Here is a 22944-nt window from a genome sequence, read left to right on the forward strand (position 1 = left end):
CCATTGATACACCGCCGGGCAGGAAGCGTCCTGCCGCGGCAGAGTATATCGCATCGGGATGGCATTTTAGCGCGCGACGTCAGACAGATTAATCCGTTTTACCAGTCAGCGTACGGCACCAGCGGCTGCGGCGGCATATCCATGTCGCCCTGCCAGCCAGCCTGAGAGTATCGCACGAAAATTAATGCGTGGCTTGGCGTATAGTTTTTGGCTTCCTGGATATCAATCCCGGCACCAATCGACCAGTTCGACGAAATTCGCCGCTCAATCAAAGCTCTTGCCGTATAACCTACACCGGAACTGCTGCTGCCCTCTTCCGGCGCGAACTTATCGGTAAAGCGGCTCAGACGCGGATTGTCATTCGCCACCGGCGCCGGGATCAGGCTCTTGATCGGGTAGCGCGGCTGGGTATTGGTTTTCGAGTGCGACCAGGAGACCGACCCGCCCAGCTCCCACGACCAGTTGTCGGTGCGCTGACGCCATACCACCGGCACGGCGAACGACACGTACTCCTGCGGGCTGTAGTAGCCGCCCTGGCCGAGGCTGTAACCGCTCAGATCCTTATCGTAGCGCCACACCATGTTATTCAGGCCGACGGTGACACGGCGGTTATTCTCATTGACCAGCTTGTAGTAGTAGCCGGTCATCCAGCGCACGCGCCAGTTATCTTCCACGTTCTTACCGTTGAGCGAGTCGGCGCTCAGGCTCGACCACACGCCGTGCGCCTCGCCCTTGTCATAGCTCAGGCTCACCCCACCGCCGGTGGCGCGCACGCCGCCCCAGGTGGTGTTGTTGTTCGGATCGGTTTGCCCGGCGAACGCCAGCATTGAGCTGGAGATCGGGCGACGATGGGCGTTGAGGGTATAGCCGAGCGGGCCGAGATCGCTGCTGTAGCTCAGGCTGCCAACCACATCCACCACTTTGAAGCCCATCGGCGTGGTGCCGATGTCCATATCCCAGGTATCGTTACGCCAGCCGACGGCGACGCTGGCCCCGCGCGCGCTCTGGTTGGTGCGCCCGCTACAGTAGGTTTCGGCGCAGGTGCCCCAGTCTTCACGGTACTGCCCGCTGCTGTCGGTGCCGAACTGCCCGACGTCCATATTCACCATATCGCTGCGGAAGAACATGCGTCCGTCGTACAGCGGCGCGTCCGCCTGCAGCATGGTGGTATGCGCTTCCAGATCGGAGTAGCCCGGCGTACCGCTTGAACCCCAGTAGTCATGCATCAGGGTGACGTTCACGTCCTGCTGGCGATACTGGTCCGCTGCATCGCTGCGAATGCCGCGCTTCAGCCAGTCATCTTTCTCATCGTTGCGCGTCAGGCGCGTGAAGCTGTCGTTGTCTGCCGGGCGTTGCGTGGTGATGCCGCCCGCCACCATCGCATCGCGCCAGGTTTCCAGCGCCTGCTGGCCCTGCTGGTTTTGACCCTGCAACCGCGCAGCATCACGCAGCACCAGCGCGCTCTCCTGCGAAGGCGGCATCGCTTTCGCCTGGGGCACAATCTGGCTGAAGGTCTGCTGTGCCGCGGCTTGCTCGCCGGTGGCGGCCTGCACCATGGCGATACGGCGCTGGCTGTTAAGGGTCAGCGGCTCGCTGCGCTGCTGCGAGGTCAGCTTCGCCAGCTGCGCCTGGGCTGCTGCATTGTCATGCTCCGCCGCCAGCACTTCAGCGATACCGAGACGGGCATCGTCGCTCTGCGGCGTGCGGGCCAGCACGTTCTGGTACTGCGCTTTGGCTTCCGCGTTATCGCCCCGCTGCTGCGCCCAGTCGGCGAGCGTCAGGTCGATGCGATCGGAGGGCGGCTGCTGGCGCAGCAGCGCAATGGCTTGCGCCTCGTCGCCGCTGTCGCGCAGTCGATTCGCCTTCGCCAGCAGCTGATTGCTCTGAATGCGGTCCGCCAGCTCGGTAATATTGGCGTTCCACTGGCTGCGCGGCAGGGTGTTGAGATGATTCAGCGCGGCCTGCTCGCGGTCGCTGCCGGAGAGATACAGCCCGTAAGCATAGACCTGCTCCGGGTCGGCGGGTTTCTGCTGCGCCAGGGTGCGGAACAGCGCATCAGCCTCGCTGCGCTGCCCGGCGGCAGAGAGATCCTGCGCCAGCCGGTAAGTGATCCACACGCTGCCAGGGTCGAGCTGCAGACGCTGGCGCTGCACCTGCGCCGCCTCAGCAAAGCGCCCGGCGTTTTCCAGCGCCGCGGCCTGCTGCTCCAGTCGGTCGTTGTTCAGGCTGCGGGCGATGTCATCCACGCTACGACGCTGGCTGGCGTTAAGGCTGGCGAGAAACGCTTCGGCGCGTTCCGGCGACTGGCGACGATAAACGTTCGCCAGACCGCGCACCGCATTGCTGTTGCTGGCATCCATGCGCAGGGTTTGCTGGTAGAAGCGCTCGGCAGCAGCATCGTCTTTACGCGCCACCGCCACGTCACCCAGGCCAAGCACCGCATAGCTGTCGGTATTGTCCACGCTGCGCGCCTGCTGGTATTTACGCTCCGCGCCGGCGATGTCGTTGGCTTTCAGCGCCGCATCGCCCTGCTCGATCAACAGCCAGTAGCGGTTGGTCTGCAACAGGCTGTCCCACTTGCTGCGGCTGCTGCTCTGCGGGTCCATCGCAATGGCTTTCTCAAACTGCTGCACGGCGCGGGCGCGGTTGCCCTGTTGGGAATACGCCTGACCGAGCGCGCCCACGGTTTCGCTGTCGTTCTGTCCGGCACTGATGGCCGCTTCCAGCGGTGCCACGGCGGCAGCGCCCTGTCCGGTATCCACATCCGCCAGCCCCTGCGCCCGTGCGCGAAACGCCGGGTCGGCCAGCTGGCTCTGCTGCTGCGCCAGCTGGGTACGGGCTTTATCGACGGTTTCTCCGGAGGAGAACACCGCAAGGAAACGCTGGAGCGCGGCAACACTCTGCGGGCTGGCCGGTGCGCCCTGTAACTGCTGATACCAGAGGGTAGCGGCGGTTTCTCGTCCGGTGCTGGAGCGCGCCATCTGCTCCAGCACGGCGTAGCCTTCATCGGGCTGCCCGCTGGAGAACAGCAGCTGCGCGAGGCTGGCTTGCAGGGTGTTGTTGCCCGGCTCGCTGGCATTCAGCGCTTTCAGGCGGGTAATGGCTTCGTTGCGGCGCGCCGGTTCACGGGCCACCAGCGTCCAGTACTCGACCCCGAGCTCACCGCCCGGCGGCGGGCCGCCGAACAGCGTGTCATAGGCAGCGATCGCCTCTGCGTTACGCCCTGAGGTGGAGAGCAGCCGCGCCTGCTGCAGCGCCTGACGCCCTTCCGGCGCGGAAAGCGCCAGAGCGGTACGCGAGGTGCGATACGCTTCCGATTCCGGTGCCAGTGTTTTCAGGCGATCGAGCTGCTTTTGCGCCTGGGCGGTATCGCCCTGACGCAGGGTGTAGCGCAGCCGTGCGGCGATCACATCCGGATTATCCGGGTCCATCAGCTCAAGCCGGTAGAGCGACTGGCGCACCAGGTCGTCGCGTTTGGTCGCCTCGCCGAGCCGAACCTGCTCCAGCAGCTGCTGCTGTGCAGAAGGCGCGGCAAGCGCCTGCGGCGCCAGGCTCATACCCAGCGCGATCGACAACAGCGTTAATGTGAACTTGCGCATTGCTGGCCCCACTGAGGTTGTAACTCACCCCGTGCAGTAAAACGATAACGGTACTGGTCCCAGCCCTGACCGAACAGGGCAAGGACATAGTTGTAATAGGCGTCTTTCGCCGGGAAGTTATCCACGACGCGCAGCCGCTGCTGCGCCTGAGCATCTCTGTCCTGCAGGAACGGCAGCATCGCTGCGGAGAAGCCGACCGGGCCGTCACCCTGCACGGCACCGCTCACGACGTTCACTTTTTCCGGCGGCAGGCCGTGCTGCTGGGTGCGGGACGCCATGCCTTTAAGCCGCGCCAGCAGGCGGGCCTTCTGCGGATCTTTGTCATGCATCATGCCGACCCACATATAGACGCGAATGGCATCGTAGCTGCTGATAAGCGGTTTATCGGTTTTCAGCTGCCAGCCCTTATCCTTTTTCCAGCTTACCCAGTCCGGTGAGAAGCCCTTCGGCGCGGTTTCACGCAGCAGCCGCAGGTTGGTTTCACGCAGCGTGGTCCAGGGCAGGCCGAAGCGGGTGAAATACATCGCCAGCTGCGGCGGCAGGTAGCTTGGGTTAAAGCGCCAGTCGGTTTTATCGGCGAAGCCAACTTTACCCGGCAGCAGCATCAGCCCCAGCCCCGGCACCTTCACCACCTCTTCGCGCGCGATGCGTGCCAGCAGGGCGCTACCGAGCGTGGTGTAGTCCTGGTGTTTCCACAGCCGCCCCGCTTCCAGCAGCGAATACGCAATCCACAGGTCGCCGTCGGACGCCGAATTGGTATCCAGCACCGCCCAGCTGTTTTCATCCTTACGGCCCCACAGCCAGGCGGGGAGGTGCTCGTTGAGCGAGCCCTGCGCCAGGTTGTCCTGCGTCCAGCCCAGCAGCTTATCGAACGCCGCCCGGTCGTTAGCGACCAGCGCGAAGAACAGCGCATAGCTCTGCCCTTCCGAGGTGGTGATCTGGCGAGCATCGGCCGGGTCGATCACCCGGCCATCCTCACTGACGTAGTCGGTTTTGAACTGCTCCCAGGCAGGCCAGGTGCAGGCCGCGCGCAGCGGCGCCGCCAGCATCATTAATACCGCCATTACCAGCCAGCGCGCTTTCATGGTCATCACCTTAGTCATGCGGATCGAGGCGGCGGCGGCTCAGAATACGCAGCAGACGCCACAGTACCCAGGCCAGCAGCAGCACGCTGATCGCCGCAAAGATCGCCAGCAGAATCGGATGGTTCGCGAAGGCATACCAGATGCGGTCGAACCACGGCAAGTGGCCAACGTAGTAAACGTCACCCACGCGCAGGCTGTTAACGCCGGACTCACGGATAACGGCAACCGAGCCGTATATCGCGGCGCGTTTGCCGCTGTCGTTCAGCGCGTCGTTAAGCAGTTCATACCCGCGCGGGCTGTCGGCCAGCAGGGCCACGACGCTGCGCTGATCGTTAAACGGCGACTGGAAGCCGATCACCGCTGCCATTGGCGCATCAGAGGTGACGGTGGTCTGCACGTCTGCGGTGCGATCTTTGTCGTCCGGCATGATGCCCGACAGGGACGGCTCGCGCTGCGGCGTTTTCACCCAGCTGCGGGTCGCCTCCACCAGCAGATCGATGCGTTTCTCATCCTTCAACTGCTCGGGGAGCGTGCCGACGATCAGGATATCGTCGTCGCTGCCCTGCACCTTGCTGCCATCGTCGGTGATATTAAGGTTAACCGCCGGGAAACCGGTCTGCCCACCCACATTAGCCACGGCATCCAGCAGCGCGGTAACCTGTGCGGCGCTCGGCTGTTTCGCCACGACAATCGTGGTGTCCGAGAGATCGGCCATGCGGCTGAACGGGAAACCGGCGTTCGCGAACGAGCGCAGGTCCGGCATGGCGATGAAGTGATGGTATTTCGAGAAGTCGATAGTGGAATCATCGGCCACCACTACGCGGTTCTGCACCGGCTGTACGGTGACGCAGTTATCAACTGTGCCACCCGGCATCGGATTCGCGTACTGGAAGTCGAAGCGCAGCTGGTTGATGGCTCCAAGACGCAGCGCCGGGATCGATACTTCGGTTTTACCATCCAGCAGTCCCTGCAACACCGGCAGACGCAGCAGCAGACGGTTGGTTTCGTCTTTGGTCGCCAGGCTGTAAGACTGCAGGAACTGGTTGTTGAGGCTGATGTCCATGCGCGAATTGTCATTGGTCGGCGGCGTGGTGTAACGGTAGTTGAGCTTCATATCAATACCGTTGCTGCGCAGCAGATAGAGATCCGGCGGCAGGTTAAGCGTCAGGTTAATGGCGGCCGGCTCCAGGCCACTCGACTGCAGCTGTTCCTCGTACGTCTTCAGCTCGCCAAAGGTAATGGCGCGATCGGTACGCACCCAGTTTGGCGCATCGTAGGGCTGACGCGGCAGCAGCGGTTTAACGTCGTTGACCACCACTTTCGAGCCGCGGAACAACACGTTGCCCTGGGCGATACCTTTGGCGGCCTGCACCAGATCCTTGTCGTCACGCCCCATCACCACCAGCAGCTTCACGTAAGGGTTATCCGGGTGGTTCATCATTTCGATGGTTGGCGCATCGACCGCCGGATGGTCGCGCAGGAAATCCGGGCGATTATCGTTGGTGGCAAACACGATGGCGTTGCGGTCCGGGAGCTGGTTGAACAGCGTCGGGAAGCTCTGACCGCGCCACATCGCGCGCGAGCCGAACCACGAGGCGACAATCGCCGCCGCCTGCTGCTGCGCCAGGTTTGGCGAAGCGGCGAACACCACCGGCAGATCGACGCGGCGGGTATCGCGCGCATCAAAGAACGGCACCGGGAAGTGGGAGAGGTCGTTCTGCAGCGCCAGGCGCTGATAGGTCAGGTTCAGGGCGCTGTTGCGGCCCACGTCCATCCACAGCGTGGAGCTGGAGAGGTTTTCGCACACGTCGCGATAGTGGCCGACGAACTCCAGCCGCACGCGGTTGAAATCGGTGATGTAGAGCGGATCGATCGGCATCTGCGCCGTCGTCTTCTTACCGAGCTGCTCGCGGGTGACCGGCAGGACGCCCATCAGTTCATCGTTGAGATACACCTTGAGCTGAGACTGCGTCGGCAGCAGCGATGGCGACGGCGTGTATTCCAGATTCAGCATCGCGGAGGAGATCACCTCATCGCTGCGCATGCCGAACTCAATCGCCCCGTTCGGGTTGGTGCCGCGCAATACCATGCTGCCCGGCGGCGGCGCGATTTGCGCGAAGCTCAGGGTGACATCCCGCGTCGGCGCATTCTGGGCAACCACCGGCGCACCGGCGCGGATCACGCCGGGCTGCACCTGGCCCTGTTGCGGCGCAGTGACCCCGGTCGCCGCTCCGACAGCATTGGCCGTTGGCGTGGCCGGCGTCAGGTTTTCCGTGCGCGTCTGATCCGGCGTCACGATCCCCTGAGTGGCGGGCGCGACGGCCGGCGCCGCTGGCGCAGCGGTGGCAGCAGGATTGGCCGGAACCACGCCCGGCGCTGCATAACTTGTTAAGGCAGGAACAGCGCTCATCCCTACCGCCACTGCACAAATCCAGGATATTTTTCTTTTCATCGCGTTGTCATCATTGTTGAGCCATAACCGGACCGGGATACTCCTCCGCCACCGCACGCGCCGGGCGACGGGGAATAAAAGAGACAATCCAGGCAACCAGCGTGGTGAGAGTACGGAAAACCAGTTTCAACGACGCAGGGGCGAACTCGGCCAGATGGCGATAGCCCCGGAATCCCATTTTGAGAATGTCGAGCAGGCTCTCCAGAGGTTTATCCTCCGGGAAACTGTCCTGCCAGAGCGCCCAGGTGTCGGCGCGCGCAAAGGTGCACTGAACAAAATCGATATGCTGCTGCGTCGTGAGCTGCCCGAGCTGCAGCCCGACTTCAGAGCCGAACACGCGCATCACCTGCGCCGGGAACACGTACTCCTGCGGGCCGCGCTTGAGCAGCAGGTTAACCTTCTGCCCTTCCAGCATCTGCGCCTGCCCGTTGATCTTCACGCCGATACCGCCATCCGAGAAGTCGTGCACGGTACAGGAGAAGAGATGGCCGTCATCGCGGGCAATGGCCGCCGGCATGCGGATTTCGACGCGGTGCGCGCGGCGTACCTGCTTGCTTTCCACCGACACCGCCACCGCGCCGCCGAGGATAATCAGGTTGTAGAACACCCACAGCAGGCTCACCAGCACGGTCAGGGTTTCGTTCTCCGGCCCGGCGAAGTAGCGCCAGATGCCGAAGCCCACCCCCACCAGGTTAATCACCACCAGCCAGAGATAGGGACGCGAAATAACCCAGTCGATGTATTCGCTCTCAACCAGTCCGCCTTTGGCGGTCACGTTGAACTTCCCTTTATGCGGGTTAAACAGCGCCACCATCGTCGGCCGGGCGATATACCAGGCCAGCACCGTTTCGTAGATCTCACTCCAGAACGAGTGGCGATATTTCCCCTGGATTTTCGAGTTCGTCAGGCTGGCGTGCATCATGTGCGGCAGTACAAACAGCGCAATCATGATCGCCGGGGCATAGATGATATAGGCGTGCAGCAGCAGAAACGCCAGCGGGGCGGTCAGGAAGATCAGCCGCGGTATCCCGGACAGGAAGTGGAACATGGCGTTGACGTAGCACAGCCGCTGGGCCAGCTTCAGCCCTTTACCAAACAGCGGGTTATCGAGACGGAAGATCTGCACCATGCCGCGCGCCCAGCGAATACGCTGCCCGATGTGCGATGAGAGACTTTCCGTCGCCAGCCCCGCCGCCTGCGGAATACGCATGTAGGCCGAGGTGTGGCCGCGGCGGTGCAGACGCAGCGAGGTGTGGGCATCTTCGGTCACGGTTTCTACCGCAATGCCGCCGATCTCATCCAGCGGGCCACGGCGAATCACGGCACAGGAGCCGCAGAAGAAGGTCGCGTCCCACATGTCGTTCCCGTCCTGCACCAGGCCGTAGAACAGCGTGCCTTCGTTCGGCGTCTGGCGGAAGCGGCCCAGGTTACGTTCGAACGGGTCCGGCGAGAAGAAGTGGTGCGGCGTCTGCATCATCGCCAGCTTCTTGTCCTTAATGAACCAGCCCATCGTGAGTTGCAGGAAAGAGCGCGTCGGCACGTGGTCACAGTCGAAGATAGAGACGAAATCACCCTTCGCATACTTCAGGGCGTTGTTGATATTGCCCGCCTTGGCGTGATTGTGTTCGGTACGGGCGATGTAGTTCACCCCGACGGTGTGGGCGAACTCCTTAAACTCCTCGCGCCCGCCATCATCCAGCAACCAGATCTGCAGCTTGTCCTTCGGCCAGTCGATGCCGAGCGAGGCGTAAATGGTGTTTTTCACCACGTTCAGATCTTCGTTATAGGTCGGCACAAAAATATCTACCGACGGCCAGGTGCTCATATCTTTCGGCAGCGGCACCGGCTGGCGGTTGAGCGGCCAGATCACCTGGAAATAGCCCAGCACCAGCACGATCCACGCGTAGGTTTCGGCAAACAGCAGCACCAGACCGCACACCAGGCTGACCGGGTCATTCCAGTTCAGGGTCGAGGTATAGCGCCACCAGATGTAGCGGCAGGAGACGGTGAGCGACAGCACGATCAGCATCAGCGCCGAGAAGCGCCCCGGAATGCGGCGCACCAGCATGGCAATGCCCCACAGCAGGATCAGGAAAGTGAACTGCGCCAGCGGGTTAAACGGCTGGGTGACGCAGAGAATCGCCAGGATCAGCGAAAACACCACGATGACGCCCAGCACTATCTTGCGCGCGGTCTGGCTGAGATGGCCCAGCTCTTTCTTGTCATCCAGATGCTGCGTGTCCTCATTGAAACGCTGCGGCAGCGTCTCAAGCCAGGTGTGATAGCGCAGACGCAGGCGTTGCAGCCGCGATACGGAGCGTCAGCGCCCAACAGCAGGTGCAACTGGCGGCCTCCGCCACCGCAGGCTGGCGCGTGGTACCAAAAGAAGAGAGCGCCCCGCAGCCGCGCAGCGATGAAAAACAGGTGTTAAGCCATGTTGCCGTGCTGGAAGGCGCCCCGCCGCTTTCTGAAAACTGGCTGCTGTTCGACAATAACGAAATGCTGTTCAGCGAGGCGCGTGCCGCTCAGGCCGCCACCATTATCTTCTCGCTGGCGCAAAATAATCAGATTGAAGGGCTGGCGCGCCATATTCATACCCTGCGCCGCCAGCGCGGCACCGCGTTGAAAATCATCGTGCGCGAAAATCAGGCCAGCCTGCGCGCCACCGATGAACGCCTGCTGCTGGGGTGCGGCGCGACCATGATCATCCCGTGGAATGCGCCGCTGTCGCGCTGTCTGACGCTGATTGAGAGCGTGCAGGGCCAGATGTTCTCGCGCCACGTGCCGGAGGACATCAATCTGCTGCTCGATGCCATGCAGCCGCTGAAGCTGCGTGGCTATCAGCCGTGGCAGGGCTTTTGCCAGGCGGTGGGCGCGCTGATGAGTAACCCGCTGCTGCCGCTGGACGGTAAAGGCGTGATGGTGGCGCTGCGTCCGGTGCCAGGTATCCGCGCCGAACAGGCGCTGACGCTGTGTCGTCCGGTACGCATGGGCGATATTGTCACTCTTGGTGACGGGCGGCTGGTGCTGTTCCTGTCGTTCTGCCGTATCAACGATCTCGATACGGCGTTAAACCATATTTTCCCGCTGCCTGTTGGCGACATCTTCTCTAACCGCAAGGTGTGGTTTGAGGATTCGCAGATCGCGGCGGAACTTGTTCAGATGCGAAATATGAATCCAGAAAAATGGGGCAAACCGCTGGCCGGCCCCGGCGATATCAGCGCCGTTATTCGTGCCCAGCACGACGGTCACGCCTGGCGGCGTATTCCTGAGCCGGTCACGCTGCTCGATGGGTCAAATGGAGGCACGTCCGCATGATGTCCCTCGCCGATATTGTTCAGCTGGTGCTGCTGTGCGCGCTGATTTTCTTCCCGCTGGGGTTCCTGGCGCGCCACTATTCCCGGCGCATCGCGACATTCCTGCGTCTCGTGTTTGTAAAACCCCGCTATGTTAAGCCGGACGGCACCCTGCGCCGGACCTCAGTCAAGGCAGACCCTCGACATGACTAATCAGATGAAAAAGGCCCCGGTGCCAACTCCCCTGTTCCCATACTGGCGCGGTCTCTCCGGCTGGAACTTCTATTTTCTGCTCAAGTTTGGCCTGCTGTGGACCGGCTACCTGAACTTCCACGCGCTGGCGAACCTGGTCTTTATGGCGTTTCTGCTGCTGCCGATCCCGAATATCCGGCTGCATCGCCTGCGCCACTGGATCGCCATTCCCGTTGGCTTTGCGCTGTTCTGGCACGATACCTGGCTGCCCGGCCCGCAAAGTATGCTCAGCCAGGGGTCGCAGGTGGCCGGCTTCAGCGCCGATTATCTGCTCGACCTGGTATCGCGCTTCATTAACTGGCAGATGATCGGCGCGGCGTTTGTGCTGCTGGTCGCCTGGCTGTTCCTCTCGCAATGGCTGCGCGTAACGGTGTTTGTGGTGGCGATTATGGTCTGGCTCAACGTGCTGACCATCACCGGCCCGGTAATCTCCCTGTGGCCGAACGCGGGCGCGGGAAATACGACTACCATGACGACCGCAGGCGGCGGCGCGGCAGATACCGTGGCGCAGGCCGCCGGTACGCCGGTGGTGGGCGATATTCCGGCCCAGACTGCTCCGGCAAACAGCCAGAGCATCAACAACTGGCTGACCAGCTTCTACGCCTCAGAGGCGAAGCGTCAGACGCGATTCCCGGATGCGCTGCCTGCCGATTCCCAGCCGTTTGAGCTGCTGGTGATCAACATCTGTTCCCTCGCCTGGGCGGATATCGAAGCCAGTGGCCTGATGACGCACCCGCTGTGGTCGCATTTCGATATTCTGTTTAAAAACTTTAATTCCGGCACCTCCTACAGCGGCCCGGCGGCGATTCGCCTGCTGCGTGCCAGCTGCGGTCAGCAGTCGCACAAGAACCTCTATCAGCCGGCGGGCAACCAGTGCTATCTGTTTGAGAATCTGGCGAAGCTGGGCTTCTCGCAGCACCTGATGCTGGATCACGACGGCGTGTTCGGTAACTTCCTGCAAGAGATCCGCGAAGGCGGTGGCATGCAGTCTCCGCTGATGGATCAGAGCGGGCTGCCGGTCGCCCTGCGCTCGTTCGACAACTCGCCTATCTATGATGATGCGGCGGTGCTGGATCGCTGGAACAAATCTGAAGACCGCACGCAGAACCCACGTAGCGCGACCTTCTTCAACCTGCTGCCGCTGCACGACGGCAACCACCTGCCGGGCGTGAGCAAAACCGCTGACTACAAGTTGCGCGCCCAGAAACTGTTCGACCAGCTCAACACCTTCCTGACGGATCTGGAGAAATCGGGCCGTAAAGTGATGGTGGTGATTGTGCCGGAGCACGGCGCAGCGCTGGCCGGGGACAAAATGCAGGTTTCCGGCCTACGCGATATCCCCAGCCCGTCGATTACCCATGTCCCGGTCGGCATCAAGTTTGTCGGCATGAAAGCCCCGCATCAGGGCGGTATGATTGAGATCGACCAGCCGAGCAGCTTCCTGGCAATTTCTGAACTGGTGGCCCGCTCGGTGGACGGTAAAAACTTCGTGGCCGACAGCGTGGACTGGGACGCGCTGACCAGCAACCTGCCGCAGTCTGCGCCGGTATCGGAAAACGCTAACGCCGTGGTGGTGCAGTATCAGGGCAAACCCTGGGTGCGCCTGGGCGGCGGCGACTGGGTGCCGTATCCGCAGTGATGAACCGGTGAGGAGTAACCTGACCGGCTAAATACAATGCCCGACCCGTGAAAGCGCGTCGGGCTTTTTTTTGCGTACTGTGAAGCGCTTTCAATCCAGCGTCGTCTTTTGTATATCCCATTGACATATCCCATTGCACCACTAAGATAATAAGGATAAAAAACGTACAGCGCAGGAGGAGCGATGGAAAAAACCACCGTGTTTCGTAGTAATCGCAGCCAGGCCGTGCGCTTACCTAAAGCGGTAGCGCTACCGGAAGATGTCAAAAATGTAGAAATCGTTGCCATCGGCAGAACCCGGATCATCACACCGGCTGGCGAAGGCTGGGACACCTGGTTCAACGGCGATAGCGTGACGTCGGACTATATGTCTGACAGGGATCAACCAGACGATCAGACCAGGGAAGAATTTTGATGCTCAAGTTTATGCTGGACACGAATATCTGCATTTTCACTATCAAAAATAAACCGCAGATCGTGCGTGACGCTTTCAATAAATATTACGGACAAATGTGCATCAGCACCGTCACGCTAATGGAATTGATATACGGCGCAGAAAAATCACAAAACCCGGAAAGAAACCTGGCCGTCGTCGAAGGGTTTGCTGCCCGTCTGGATGTGCTTACGTTTGATAACGATGCCGCTACGCATACGGGTCAGATCCGGGCTGACCTCGCTAAAAAAGGAACCCCTATTGGAGCCTGGGACAACATGATCGCCGGTCATGCGCGTTCCCGGGGCTTGATCGTGGTAACGAACAACACGCGGGAGTTTGAGCGCGTGTCAGGGTTGCGCACCGAAGACTGGATTGCCGGATAACCTGTTATAAGGCGGTGCGAACTTTAAACTATCATCACATCTTCACGTATCAGAACCAATGACGCCAGGGGCGTCATTGGTTACATCACCAGTGTTGCTTCCCGACATAAGAGCCTCAATGAACCTGCGGCAGCGGCTCACCTTCCAGCGTGACTAACCCGGTCGGCGTTCGCAGAAAACGTGGGGCTTTCAGATCACGCGCCAGAATATCGATAAGCTCGTACAAAACGCCAGTAAGCATCTTTTCTTGCTCCGGCGACTCCTGGTGATTAAGCAAAATCAGAATCAGCGCAGCGCAATATTCTCGTAGCGTTTCTGAATCACAGGCAATCAAACCAGGCAGCTCCTGAGCATCTTCCACCGTTAAGCGAGCAATCAGGTAAGCGGGTAATGGTGCATCCAGTAACCCCCGCATCACTTCCATCCCGGCGAGCAGGCGCCCGCACAGCGCCATGCGCGCGGTAATATCGTGGGTTTCAATCAGTTCATCAGCGTAGCGCTGACAGCCTTCCAGCACCTGAAAAAGATCGTGCTTTGCGCCCAGCGGCGTGGTCATCAATGCGGTAAGCGTCGAGCCGAGGGTGTGATCCGGCAGGGTAAATTCAGGGCGAGCGTTTGTGTTACTATCGGCATTAGCCATAGCGTTAGTCCTCATAACGTTGTGGTCAGACGCTCCGGCGGTGTTGGCGCACTTCCGGGGCGTTGTTTATGGTGGCCCGATAAAGTATAAGTGGCCACTTAGATATGAAAAATAATCTTCAGGTGGCCCCTTGTCAATGATTAAAAGGGATAAAAAATCGACAATAGGGGGACCAGCCCCGCAATTTAAAATGCGTATCGACCCTGCATTACGCGAGCAGCTTGATGCCGAGGCCGCTGCGCAGGGGATCAGTCTTGCCAACTGGTTTAAGAATCTGGCGCGGGAAGCGTTGAAGAAAAAAGGGATTGAACCGAAGGGATAATGTAGCCTGAGTCTGTAACCCTGCAGCACCGACACGGCGGGTGCACAGGCTTACCCGCCCTGCCCTGTTCTGCGACTCATGTGCCAACCATCTCAGCCTCATCCACATTCATCATCCGGTTCAACCGCTGCTGATAGCACTGCAACACGCGTTCGCTGTCTCCGGCAGGCATAAACGAGGCGCGATACACTGCTTCGACAGTTTTTGCTTCACTCTGCATCTGTGCAAACAAGCGCAGCACTACGGGTTTCGCCAGGCCCATTGCTTCACCGAGCACCAGAAAATCCTTTCCGAGATACTCCCCGTATTGCGTTTTCATTCCCGGTGCCAGCTCGCCGTCACCCTCTTCACAGCGCAGCAGCGGCAGGGCCAGAAACCCGCTGTTAAATACCGGGGGATAAGGGGCAACGCTGACAAAATCATACACCGGTGCCAGTTCAGGCTTGCCGAGCGGCGGCAGGATCAGGCCGAAATTGCGCAGATGCATATCGTTGTTTCCCAGCAGGTATGCATAAGCAATACGCCGGAACAGATCGATTTTGAACGCCAGGTTGTCGTTAACGTTCGCAAGTAAAAAGGTTGCCAGCCGTTCGTAGCTGACATACTGCTTACCATCCGCAGCGGTTTTGCCGTACTTTTCACCGATATCCATCGCCGCGTCCAGTTGCTCCTGATGCAGCGCATTACCCTGCTCGTCACGATCGTAGCGGCGGATGACGAAGGCATACTCGTCGGGATCGCCAGGTTGCGCTTTGGTAAATCGCACCAGGCCGTGCGATGGCACATCAAACCCAAGCCGCGCCATCAGGGTCATGGTGGCGTGTTCGTTTTCCGCTAAAAACGGGAACTCCGCTGGGGAAGGTTTAAGGATGTATTCCCCCTGGTGCTCCACTACGTTAAAAACCCCCTTCTCAACGATCATCTGTAGCTTGGGCTGATAGCCGGAAATGCTCATTCCCGCCTGCGCCTTTGGCAGTTCGCTGATAAATTCGTTACGGGTAAAGGGAAGCTGTGGGCTGGCACGCCCGGTGCCGGTGAGCCGCTTCAGGCCACGCGCTGAATAGCCCGCGGCTTCATCGCGCGCATTGAGCGGCGTTAACAGAATACGACACAGCGCCATTACGCCTCCTCCGGTTCGATCTGGACCGCACCAATCAGGTTTTTACCGTTATGAATAAGCATCCCCAGCAGATCTTTTTCATCAAGATGCTGTATCTGGCTGTAACGGCGCTTCAGCCAGCCTTCCGGCGCGAGAGAAACAAAAAAAGGATGCAGCGTGGTGCGCGGAAATCTACGCTGACTCACCGGCAGGCTTAATGAGAGCGGCGGCCCCTGATAATCAGCGTGATAGGTAAAGCAGAACCCCGCGTCGCTCTGCTCCAGCACGCCCACCGGTTCTCCATAGAGCCGCACGGTTACACGGCGGAGCATAGCGTCACGCCCAGCGCGCGGGCCACGGCCACCACCGTGCCAAATTTCACCTGCTCTGGATCTTTGAATATCCGCTTCAATGTCGAAACCGACACCCCGGTTTGCAGTTCCAGCAGTGCCAGATCGATGCCCAGCGCTTTTCGACGCGCGTTAAGCTGTGCGCCAAACGCGGCCAGATCGTCAATCGACGCTGTATTGCCGGGCGCACTTTCAGCGGCTGCCGTCAGCAACTCACTGCGCATCTTGCTCAGCTCCTCACTCACCGACTGAAGCTTCCATGTGAGCGACGTAATGACGTTATCGTTCATATAAGAACCCCGAAGTTATAATTTACCCGTAAAAGCTCATATTTAAGCCAGCACGCTTCATTAAGCTTAAATATGAGCTATAGAAAATTTTATAAATCAATATAGCTCAAATAAGAACCAAAAAATACGATACAGGTCATTTAATACCCTTTCAGGCATTAAATAATAATTTAAGACCAAATATGAACCCTGACGCCCCTGTTTCGGGCATAAAAAAACCGGAGCATGTGCTCCGGTTGGGGTTTAGCCTGCTCGTATTACGGCTGCGGCACGGCTTTCTCGCCGTTCTCGTCCTGGTCCACGGCGAAACAGGCGACCAGCTGGCCGTCGTAAGACTTAAGCTGCGGCTGGAGCTGCGTGCAGGGGCCGAAGCGACGACGACAGCGGGCGCTGAAGGCGCAGCCCGGCGGCGGATTCAGCGGGCTTGGCAGCTCACCGGTGAGCTTGATCCGCTCGCGGCGGTCGTCCGGATTCAGGCGCGGCGTTGCGGAGAGCAGTGCCTGGGTGTACGGATGACGCGGATTGGAGAAGATCTGATCTTTGGTGCCCTTCTCCACGCAGCGGCCAAGGTACATCACCATCACTTCATCGGCGATGTGCTCCACCACGGAGAGGTCGTGCGAGATGAACACGTAAGACAGGCCCATGTCCTGCTGCAAATCCATCATCAGGTTCAGCACCTGCGCACGCACGGAGACGTCGAGCGCAGAAACCGGTTCATCGGCGATCACCACGTCCGGGTCCAGCATCAGACCGCGGGCAATGGCGATACGCTGACGCTGGCCGCCGGAGAACATGTGCGGGTAGCGGTCGTAATGCTCGGTTTTCAGGCCGACCTTCGCCATCATCGCCAGCGCTTTCTCGCGGCGCTCCTCCTTGCTCAGCGTGCTGTTGATCTGCAGCGGCTCTTCCAGAATCTGCCCCACTTTTTTACGCGGGTTCAGCGAGCCATACGGGTTCTGGAACACGATCTGGATTTTCTGACGGCGCAGTTTCTCTGCCGTGGCGTCAGGCTTAAGCAGATCCTGGCCCTGATAATAGAGCTCGCCGCCGGTCGGGATCTCAATCATGGTCAGCAGGCGACCGAGGGTCGATTTCCCGCAGCCGGACTCGCCCACCACCGCCAGGGTTTTCCCGCGCTCCAGCGTGAACGACACGCCGTCGAGCGCTTTTACCAGGCGCTCCGGGGCAAAAATGCCCTTCTTCACCGGGTAATGTTTTTTCAGGTCGATTGCCTGCAACAGCACAGGGGACAGGGCCTCATGCGTACTCATAGTTAGGCCTCCCGGCATCATCGAGTGGGTAATGACATTTTGACTGACGGCCATTATCGACCAGGTTCAGATCCGGCTCATCAACGCGACACTTGTCGGTGGCGTAGGGGCAGCGCGGGTTCAGCAGACAGCCGTTCGGGCGGTCATACTTGCCCGGTACCACGCCCGGCAGCGACGCAAGGCGCGCTTTATCCTGGGCAAACTCCGGCAGCGCACGCAGCAGCGCCTGGGTGTACGGGTGACGCGGGGCGCGGAAGATATCGCGCGCCGCGCCGGTTTCCACCACCTGGCCGGCATACATCACGATAATTTTATGTGCTGCTTCAGCCACCAGCGCGAGGTCATGGGTGATTAACACCAGCGCCATGTTCTCTTTTTGCTGCAACTCCAGCAGCAGCTCAATGATCTGCGCCTGGATGGTCACATCCAGCGCCGTCGTCGGTTCATCGGCAATGAGCAGCTTTGGCCGACAGGCAATCGCCATCGCGATCATCACGCGCTGGCTCATCCCGCCGGAGAGCTGGTGCGGATAGACGTCCAGACGCGATGCCGGATCGGGAATACCTACCTGGTTCAGCAGGTCGATAGCGCGCTGACGACGGGTTTTCTTATTGCCGCCCTGATGCACCTTGATGGCTTCCATAATCTGGTAGCCCACGGTGTAGCACGGGTTAAGGCTGGTCATCGGGTCCTGGAAGATCATGGCCACTTCGGCACCCACCAGGTTGCGACGCTCCTTCTCGGAGATGCGGTTAAGATCCTGACCGTTGAAGCCGAGGTTATCCGCCATCACGCGGCCCGGATAATCAATCAGGCCCATGATTGCCAGCGAGCTGACCGATTTACCGGAGCCGGATTCGCCCACGATACCGACCACTTCGCCTTGATCCACGCTGTAACTCACACGGTCCACGGCGCGGAAGGGTGCGTCTTTGTCGCCAAAGTGCACCGATAATTTATCTACATTCAGTAACGCCATCTCGCGCCTCTCTACTGCTTGAGTTTAGGATCGAGCGCGTCACGCAGCCCGTCACCCATCAGGTTAAATGCCAGCACCGTCAGCAGGATCGCCAGACCGGGGAAGGTCACGACCCACCAGGCACTCTGTGCGAACTGCAATACGTCGGAGAGCATGGTGCCCCACTCCGGCGTCGGCGGTTGCGCACCCATGCCAAGGAAGCCCAGGGCGGCCATATCGAGAATGGCGTTAGAGAAGCCGAGCGACGCCTGAACAATCAGCGGCGCGAGGCAGTTAGGAAGAATATTGACGAACATCTGGCGTACCGGACCCGCTCCCGCCACGCGCGATGCGGTCACGTAGTCGCGGTTCACTTCCGACAGCACCGCGCCGCGGGTTAAGCGCACGTAGTGCGGCAGCGCCACGAAGGTGAGCGCCAGCGCGGCGTTGGTGATCGACGGGCCAAACACCGCTACCAGCACCAGGGCCAGCAGCAGGCTCGGCAGCGCCAGCATGATATCGACGATACGCATGATGATGTTATCGACGATACCGCCGAAATAACCGGCCAGCAGGCCGAGCACCACACCCATGATCAGGGAGAGCACCACCACCAGACAGCCGACCAGCAGCGACAGACGCGCGCCGTACATCAGGCGCGACATCACATCGCGGCCCACGTCATCGGTGCCGAGGATATGCGCCCAGGTGCCGCCGTCCTGCCAGACCGGTGGGGCCAGCAGCGCATCGCGGAACTGCTCCGCCGGGTTATGCGGCGCGATAAAGTTAGCGAATACCGCGATGATGATCATCACCACCACGTACACCAGGCCAATCACTGCGCCCTTGTTGCGTTTAAAATAGTGCCAGAACTCCTGCACGGGCGTCATCGGCACCGGCGCAGAAACCAATTTGCTTTCTGTAACTTGTGACATGATGGTCCCTTACTTCCTGTGACGTATACGCGGGTTCACCACGCCGTAAAGCAGGTCTACCAGCAGGTTAACGAGAATAATCATCGTCGCCACCAGCAGTACCCCGCCCTGCACCACCGGATAGTCACGGCGCTGCAGTGCATCAATCAGCCAGCGGCCCAGGCCCGGCCAGGAGAAGATGGTTTCGGTCAGGATCGCACCGGCCAGCATAGTGCCGACCTGCAACCCGATCACCGTCACCACTGGCAGCATGGCGTTACGCAGCGCATGGACGATGATAACGCGCATGCGGGTCAGGCCTTTGGCGCGGGCAGTACGGATGTAATCTTCACCCAGCACTTCGAGCATCGCTGAACGGGTCATACGCACGATCACCGCCAGCGGGATAGTCCCGAGCACCATCGCCGGCAGGATCATGTGCGCCAGGGCGTCGATAAAGTTGCCCTCTTCGCCCCAGATCGCGGTGTCGATGAGCATAAAGCCGGTGAGCGGGTTGGTGTCGTCGAGGAACACCATATCGCTGACGCGCCCGGATACCGGCGTCAGGTTCCACTGCACCGAGACCAGCATAATCAGCATCATGCCCCACCAGAAGATAGGCATGGAGTAGCCCGTCAGCGCCAGGCCAACGGCAGTATGATCGAAAATGGAGCCGCGTTTTACCGCTGCCAGCACGCCAACCGGAATACCGACCGCCACCGCGAAAATCATGGCGCAGACGCCCAGCTCCAGCGTAGCCTGGAAGCGCGGAACGAACTCTTCCCAGACCGGGAGACGACTCTTCAGTGAGATGCCTAAATCGCCATGCAATACGCCCCAGATATAGTGGAGGTACTGCTGCCACAGCGGCTTATCAAGGCCAAGTTCGGCCAGCAGCTGCGCATGACGTTCAGGGGAGATACCACGCTCACCGGCCATAATCATTACCGGGTCGCCGGGGATCATATGGACAAAGGCAAAGGTGAGAAGGGTGATACCGATAAACGTGGGGATAACCAGCCCCAGACGTCGGAGGATGAACTGCAACATAACCCGGATTCTCTCTCATGACGTACCGCCTGGGACGCTACGTCTGTATTGCTCACAAATGTATTTCACCCTTCCAGAGGGAAGGGAAAATGCTTCCCCCTCTCCGGAGAGGAGAGGGGGTCAGGCATAGTACTTATTATTCAACAGAGACGTTTTCGAAGTGGTGTTTGCCCAGCGGATCAACCACGTAGCCTTTCACCTCTTTACGCACCGGCTCGTATACGGTGGAGTGCGCGATGATCAGTGCCGGAGCCTGGTCGTGCATCACTACCTGAGCCTGCTTGTAGAGTTCGATACGCTTGTTGTGGTCTTCTGCTGCACGCGCCGGCTGAATCAGATCTTCAAACGGCTTGTAGCACCAGCGAGAGTAGTTGGAGCCATCTTTCGCTGCCGCGCAGCTGAACAGGGTTGCGAAGAAGTTATCCGGATCCCCATTGTCGCCGGTCCAGCCCATCATGACCGCCTGATGCTCACCCGCTTTGGCGCGTTTCAGATACTCGCCCCACTCGTAGGTAACAATCTTGGCCTGAACGCCGATCTTCGCCCAGTCAGCCTGAATCATCTCCGCCATACGACGCGCGTTCGGGTTGTACGGACGCTGTACCGGCATCGCCCACAGCTCAACGGTAAGGCCTTTATCCTGACCGGCTTCTTTCAGCAGCGCTTTCGCTTTTTCAACGTCGTAGCCGTAATCCTGCACCGCGTCGTTGTAGCCCCACATGGTCGGCGGGATCAGGTTTTTCGCGGCAGTGCCGGCGCCCTGGTAAACCGCTTTGATGATCGCTTCTTTATTCACCGCGTAGGTCAGCGCCTGACGTACTTTTACGTCATCAAACGGCTTCTTCTCGGTGTTGAAAGAGAGGTAACCCACGTTCAGGCCAGCCTGCTCCATCAGGTTGATGTTGGTGTCTTTCTTCATGCGCGCGATGTCGGCCGGGTTCGGGTACGGCATCACCTGACATTCGTTTTTCTGCAGTTTGGCGTAGCGTACAGAAGCATCCGGGGTGATAGAGAACACCAGACGGTCGATCTGCGGCTTGGTGCCCCAGAAGCCTTCGAATGCTTTATAGAGAATGCGGGAGTCTTTCTGGTACTGCTGCAGCTGGAACGGACCGGTACCGATTGGGTTCAGGTCTACTTTCTCCGGCGTGCCGGCTTTCAGCATGTTGTCAGCGTACTCTTTGGACAGAATGGACGCGAAGTCCATCGCCAGGTCAGCCAGGAACGGTGCTTCAGGGCGGGAGAGAACGAACTGGACGGTTTTATCGTCCACTTTTTTCACTTCGGTGATCAGGTCCGGCAGACCCATGCCTTCGAAGTATTCGTAGCTGCCGCCAGAAACTTTATGGTACGGGTTCTGGGCGTTTTTCTGACGGTCAAAAGAGAACACCACGTCGTCAGCGTTGAACTCGCGCGTCGGTTTGAACTCTTTGTTGTCCTGCCACTTCACGCCCTGGCGCAGGTGGAAGGTATAGGTTTTGCCGTCTTCGCTGATTTCCCACTTCTCAGCCAGACCCGGGATCACTTCCGTGGTGCCGATTTTGAACTCAACCAGACGGTTATAAATAGGCACTGAGCTTGCATCATAGGTGGTGCCAGAGGTGAAGAGCTGCGGGTTGAAGCCTTCCGGCGAACCTTCTGAACAGTAAACCAGGGTTTTGGCGTTAACGCTTGCTGCGACAGTCATGGCTACCAGGCTCAGGCCAAACTTCAGCATCCCTGACTTCTTCAAGGAAATACTCATTATTCTGCTCCAATGTGATATGTGTTGTGTTACCCGCCGTCTTCCGACTCGCAGCTGATGCTGGTATCCGAAATACTTGAGGTGGTCCGTCAGACCTTTTTTTGTTTTTTACCCGGTCTGATCGGTGCGCCCGAAAGCGCGAATGAGGACGGGGAATCCTTTCACAATGTCGACGCAGTCGCAGTACAGACTGTCCTTAAAGTGCCCCTCACGCCCTACAATCTGTCAACAGAATGTGAAAACGTCAATACAGGTATCCGGGTTTTACAAGGAGTGTGAGGAATGGCAAACAAAGATTAAAAAAACCTCAAGCGGCTATTCCCAGCAGGGAAATTTATGCTAGCGCCACAATGCCAGAACAATTGTCTGGTTAATTCACTCTGAGCAGTGGTTACCGTTTGCCCAATTTGTGAAAAATTTCTTGAACAATGATGAAGAACTGAACGAATACGATTGAAAAAACGCGGGGTGACAGCGAAATATGCTGAGGCTAACCATAAGTGAAGGTAGTTTTGCAGGTCGCTTTTCATAATAATTTTCAATGAAATATGTCACGAAATGCGAGCCAGACAGCAAAATAAACGATGGAAGTCCGTTTGCACGAAACAGCATGTGCTAAGCCATTGTAGGCAAATAGATTACGCCTGGATAAAAGGGTAGAAGTGTTACAGTGATGTTAAATCATTTTATTCCGGTGGTTCGCATTCTGGGCACTGCCACGCGTAGGGTGGGTAAGCGCAGCGTCTTCACCTTCGGTTACGCGGCAATGGCGGGTGCGCGGGCTTACCCGCCCTACATTACGCAATCTCAGAACTACCACGCGTAGGGTGGGTAAGCGCAGCGCACCCACCTTCGGTTACGCGGCAATGGCGGGTGCGCGGGCTTACCCGCCCTACATTACGCAATCTCATGAGCTACCTCGCGTAGGGTGGGTAAGCGCAGCGCACCCACCGTTCTGCCGCTCGAGTCGAACCTCCTGCCCCCGGAGGTTCTCATCCTCGTTTGCTGCATACGAAAAAGCCCTGCTCATTGAGCAGGGCTTTAAATTTGGTCGGTGATAGAGGATTCGAACCTCCGACCCCTTCGTCCCGAACGAAGTGCGCTACCAGGCTGCGCCAATCACCGAATGCGGGGCGCATATTACTGCGCACCACTTCGAGCG

18 protein-coding genes, 1 tRNA gene and 1 pseudogene are annotated in these 22944 nt (G+C 59.3%); 6 read left to right on the forward strand and 14 right to left on the reverse strand.

What is annotated here, in order from left to right; genetic code table 11:
• Positions 1-98: 98 nt before the first annotated feature.
• Genes bcsC through bcsA form a run of 4 tightly spaced genes read right to left on the reverse strand, consistent with a single transcriptional unit; the run spans position 99 to position 9441 of the window.
• Positions 99-3599, reverse strand: coding sequence for a cellulose synthase complex outer membrane protein BcsC (bcsC, locus tag ET34_RS0110880; RefSeq protein ID WP_035891215.1), 3501 nt, complete (start codon positions 3597-3599; stop codon positions 99-101).
• The gene (gene bcsZ / locus ET34_RS0110885) at positions 3581-4684 is read right to left on the reverse strand and encodes a cellulose synthase complex periplasmic endoglucanase BcsZ (RefSeq protein WP_031521974.1); all 1104 of its coding nucleotides are present in this window, start codon (positions 4682-4684) and stop codon (positions 3581-3583) included. Before bcsZ ends, bcsC begins: the two co-directional genes overlap by 19 nt.
• Positions 4685-4694: 10 nt before the next feature.
• Positions 4695-7136, reverse strand: coding sequence for a cellulose biosynthesis cyclic di-GMP-binding regulatory protein BcsB (gene bcsB / locus ET34_RS0110890; protein WP_031521976.1), 2442 nt, complete (start codon positions 7134-7136; stop codon positions 4695-4697).
• A gap of 10 nt (positions 7137-7146) precedes the next feature.
• Positions 7147-9441: a UDP-forming cellulose synthase catalytic subunit gene (gene bcsA / locus ET34_RS0110895; RefSeq protein ID WP_236633848.1), complete on the reverse strand. Its 2295-nt coding sequence runs from the start codon at positions 9439-9441 to the stop codon at positions 7147-7149.
• A gap of 8 nt (positions 9442-9449) precedes the next feature.
• Here bcsA and bcsE point away from each other — a divergent pair.
• The 5 genes and pseudogenes from bcsE to vapC form a co-directional block, all read left to right on the forward strand.
• Positions 9450-10454, forward strand: a pseudogene (gene bcsE, locus ET34_RS0110900) (cellulose biosynthesis protein BcsE); the annotation flags it as partial.
• Positions 10451-10645: a cellulose biosynthesis protein BcsF gene (bcsF, locus tag ET34_RS0110905; RefSeq protein WP_031521981.1), complete on the forward strand. Its 195-nt coding sequence runs from the start codon at positions 10451-10453 to the stop codon at positions 10643-10645. The pseudogene bcsE and the gene bcsF, both read left to right, overlap by 4 nt.
• Entirely contained in the window at positions 10638-12323 is a 1686-nt protein-coding gene (gene bcsG / locus ET34_RS0110910) for a cellulose biosynthesis protein BcsG (RefSeq protein WP_031521983.1), read from the forward strand. The genes bcsF and bcsG overlap by 8 nt, the downstream gene beginning before the upstream one ends.
• A gap of 183 nt (positions 12324-12506) precedes the next feature.
• Complete coding sequence (gene vapB, locus ET34_RS0110915) at positions 12507-12737, forward strand: type II toxin-antitoxin system VapB family antitoxin (protein ID WP_031521984.1); 231 nt, start codon at positions 12507-12509, stop codon at positions 12735-12737.
• Positions 12737-13141 carry a type II toxin-antitoxin system tRNA(fMet)-specific endonuclease VapC gene (gene vapC, locus ET34_RS0110920; RefSeq protein ID WP_031521986.1) on the forward strand — a complete coding sequence of 135 codons (405 nt, stop codon included), beginning with the start codon at positions 12737-12739 and terminating at the stop codon, positions 13139-13141. Before vapB ends, vapC begins: the two co-directional genes overlap by 1 nt.
• 115 nt (positions 13142-13256) lie before the next feature.
• Here the strand turns inward: vapC and ET34_RS0110925 are convergent, their stop codons facing one another.
• Positions 13257-13781, reverse strand: coding sequence for a hypothetical protein (locus ET34_RS0110925; protein ID WP_031521987.1), 525 nt, complete (start codon positions 13779-13781; stop codon positions 13257-13259).
• 130 nt (positions 13782-13911) lie between these two features.
• Between ET34_RS0110925 and ET34_RS0110930 the strand changes: the two genes are divergently transcribed.
• Complete coding sequence (locus tag ET34_RS0110930) at positions 13912-14103, forward strand: toxin-antitoxin system HicB family antitoxin (protein WP_031521989.1); 192 nt, start codon at positions 13912-13914, stop codon at positions 14101-14103.
• A 76-nt stretch (positions 14104-14179) separates the two neighbouring features.
• Here ET34_RS0110930 and ET34_RS0110935 read toward each other — a convergent pair whose 3' ends face one another.
• The 9 genes from ET34_RS0110935 to ET34_RS0110975 all read right to left on the reverse strand — a co-directional run bounded on the left by ET34_RS0110935 (position 14180) and on the right by ET34_RS0110975 (position 22907).
• A complete protein-coding gene (locus ET34_RS0110935; protein ID WP_031521991.1) occupies positions 14180-15223 on the reverse strand; it encodes a type II toxin-antitoxin system HipA family toxin in 1044 nt (347 codons plus the stop codon).
• The gene (locus ET34_RS0110940; RefSeq protein ID WP_031521992.1) at positions 15223-15534 is read right to left on the reverse strand and encodes a HipA N-terminal domain-containing protein; all 312 of its coding nucleotides are present in this window, start codon (positions 15532-15534) and stop codon (positions 15223-15225) included. Before ET34_RS0110940 ends, ET34_RS0110935 begins: the two co-directional genes overlap by 1 nt.
• Positions 15519-15842, reverse strand: coding sequence for a helix-turn-helix domain-containing protein (locus tag ET34_RS0110945; RefSeq protein WP_031521995.1), 324 nt, complete (start codon positions 15840-15842; stop codon positions 15519-15521). Before ET34_RS0110945 ends, ET34_RS0110940 begins: the two co-directional genes overlap by 16 nt.
• Positions 15843-16099: 257 nt before the next feature.
• A complete protein-coding gene (dppF, locus tag ET34_RS0110950; RefSeq protein WP_031521997.1) occupies positions 16100-17116 on the reverse strand; it encodes a dipeptide ABC transporter ATP-binding subunit DppF in 1017 nt (338 codons plus the stop codon).
• The gene (gene dppD, locus ET34_RS0110955) at positions 17103-18095 is read right to left on the reverse strand and encodes a dipeptide ABC transporter ATP-binding protein (RefSeq protein ID WP_031521998.1); all 993 of its coding nucleotides are present in this window, start codon (positions 18093-18095) and stop codon (positions 17103-17105) included. Before dppD ends, dppF begins: the two co-directional genes overlap by 14 nt.
• 11 nt (positions 18096-18106) lie before the next feature.
• Positions 18107-19009, reverse strand: coding sequence for a dipeptide ABC transporter permease DppC (gene dppC / locus ET34_RS0110960; RefSeq protein WP_031522000.1), 903 nt, complete (start codon positions 19007-19009; stop codon positions 18107-18109).
• Between the two features lie 9 nt (positions 19010-19018).
• Positions 19019-20038 carry a dipeptide ABC transporter permease DppB gene (dppB, locus tag ET34_RS0110965; protein WP_031522002.1) on the reverse strand — a complete coding sequence of 340 codons (1020 nt, stop codon included), beginning with the start codon at positions 20036-20038 and terminating at the stop codon, positions 19019-19021.
• A 136-nt stretch (positions 20039-20174) separates the two neighbouring features.
• A complete protein-coding gene (gene dppA / locus ET34_RS0110970) occupies positions 20175-21782 on the reverse strand; it encodes a dipeptide ABC transporter periplasmic-binding protein DppA (protein ID WP_031522003.1) in 1608 nt (535 codons plus the stop codon).
• Between the two features lie 1048 nt (positions 21783-22830).
• A tRNA-Pro gene (locus ET34_RS0110975) sits at positions 22831-22907 on the reverse strand.
• Between the last annotated feature and the right edge of the window lie 37 nt (positions 22908-22944).

Source organism: Siccibacter colletis (assembly GCF_000696575.1).
Classification (GTDB): domain Bacteria; phylum Pseudomonadota; class Gammaproteobacteria; order Enterobacterales; family Enterobacteriaceae; genus Siccibacter; species Siccibacter colletis.